The following is a 1,410-nucleotide window of genomic DNA, read 5'->3' as shown; positions in this document are numbered from 1 at the left end:
GGTCCTCGTGCGCGACGCCGGTCGTCGCCGTCGCCGCGGACCGGCGACGGAGCTGGTCCCCCCCCGGCGGTGAGCTCGCGCGCGGGCAGATCTTCGAGTCCAACGGCACCCACCTGACGGCCACCCTCACCGAGCTCGGTGCCGACGTGCGCGCCACGCAGGTGCTCACCGACGACGCCGAGGACTTCGTCGCCGGCCTCGACGCGCTCACCGAGGGGGCCGACCTCGTCCTGCTCACCGGCGGGGTGAGCGTCGGCGACTTCGACGTCTCGCGGATCGTCCTCGAGCGGGACGGCGGCGGCACCTTCCGCCACGTGCGGATGCAGCCCGGCAAGCCGCAGGGATGGGCCCGCTGGCGTGGCGTGCCGGTGCTGGCGCTGCCGGGCAACCCCATGAGCACGGCGATCAGCTTCGAGGTCTTCGGCCGGCCGCTCGTCGACCACCTGCTCGGTCGCACGCCGGTGGCCGGCCCGACCACGGCAGTCGCCGGGTCCGGCTGGCGCTCCCCCGCCGGCCGCCGTCAGCACGTGCCCGTGCACCTGACGAGCGACGAGACCGGTCGACTCGTCGCGACCCCGACCCACCGACGCGGCTCGGCATCACACCTGGTGACCTCGCTCGCCGGCGCCGACGCGCTGGCCGTCGTCGCCGAGGACACCGACACCGTCACCCCCGGCGACCTCGTCGAGATCAGGAGCCTGTAGATGGAGCATCCGCTGACCCACCTCGACGAGTCCGGCCACGCCCGGATGGTCGACGTGACCGACAAGCAGCCGACCGTGCGCGCTGCCACCGCTGCCGGTCGCGTCGTCACCTCCCCCGAGACCGTCGCGCTGCTGCGGGACGGCGCCGTGCCGAAGGGGGACGTGCTCGCCGTCGCGCGCATCGCCGGCATCCAGGCGGCGAAGAAGACACCAGACCTGCTCCCCCTCGCCCACGTCATCGGCGTGCACGGCGCCGTCGTCGACCTGACGATCACCGACACCGGCGTCGACATCACCGCGACCGTGCGCACCGCCGACCGCACCGGCGTCGAGATGGAGGCTCTGACGAGCGTCAGCGTTGCCGCCCTCGCCGTCATCGACATGGTCAAGGGGCGCGATCGCAGCGCCCACGTCACCGACATCAGGCTGCTGGAGAAGACCGGCGGCCGCAGCGGCACCTGGACCCGGGAGGACTCATGAGCGACCCCACCCCTTCGACGCCGTCATCCTCGCCGGCGGCACCGGCTCCCGTCTCGGCGGGGCGAGCAAGGCCGACCTCGAGCTCGACGGGCAGCGCCTGCTCGACCGGGTGCTCGTCGCGGTGGCCGATGCGCAGGATATCGCCGTCGTCGGTGACGTCGACGTGCCCGACGGGGTGCACCGCACCGTCGAGGACCGCCGCGGGGCGGGCCGGTGGCCGGGCTCG

Annotated in this window: 3 protein-coding genes; all 3 read left to right on the top strand. The window is 74.1% G+C overall.

What is annotated here, in order from left to right; genetic code table 11:
* On the top strand, positions 1-704 hold a 704-nt coding region (locus tag AC2W7J_RS18145), incomplete at its 5' end, for a molybdopterin-binding protein (RefSeq protein WP_485984165.1).
* A complete protein-coding gene (gene moaC / locus AC2W7J_RS18140; RefSeq protein WP_427801149.1) occupies positions 705-1,184 on the top strand; it encodes a cyclic pyranopterin monophosphate synthase MoaC in 480 nt (159 codons plus the stop codon). It begins immediately after the preceding gene.
* Positions 1,102-1,410, top strand: a 309-nt coding sequence (locus tag AC2W7J_RS18135; protein WP_485984167.1) for an NTP transferase domain-containing protein, incomplete at its 3' end; no start/stop codon positions are given. The genes moaC and AC2W7J_RS18135, both read left to right, overlap by 83 nt.

The sequence above is a fragment of the Janibacter sp. CFPM2_SD2 genome, assembly GCF_057364645.1.
The sequence above is the reverse complement of the archived record's forward strand: the minus strand, read 5'-3'. Positions and strand labels throughout refer to the sequence as shown.

What these genes read in the sequence shown, in the direction of transcription:
- moaC (WP_427801149.1), top strand. Translation starts at nt 705, where the DNA reads ATGGAGCATCCGCTGACCCACCTCGACGAGTCCGGCCACGCCCGGATG.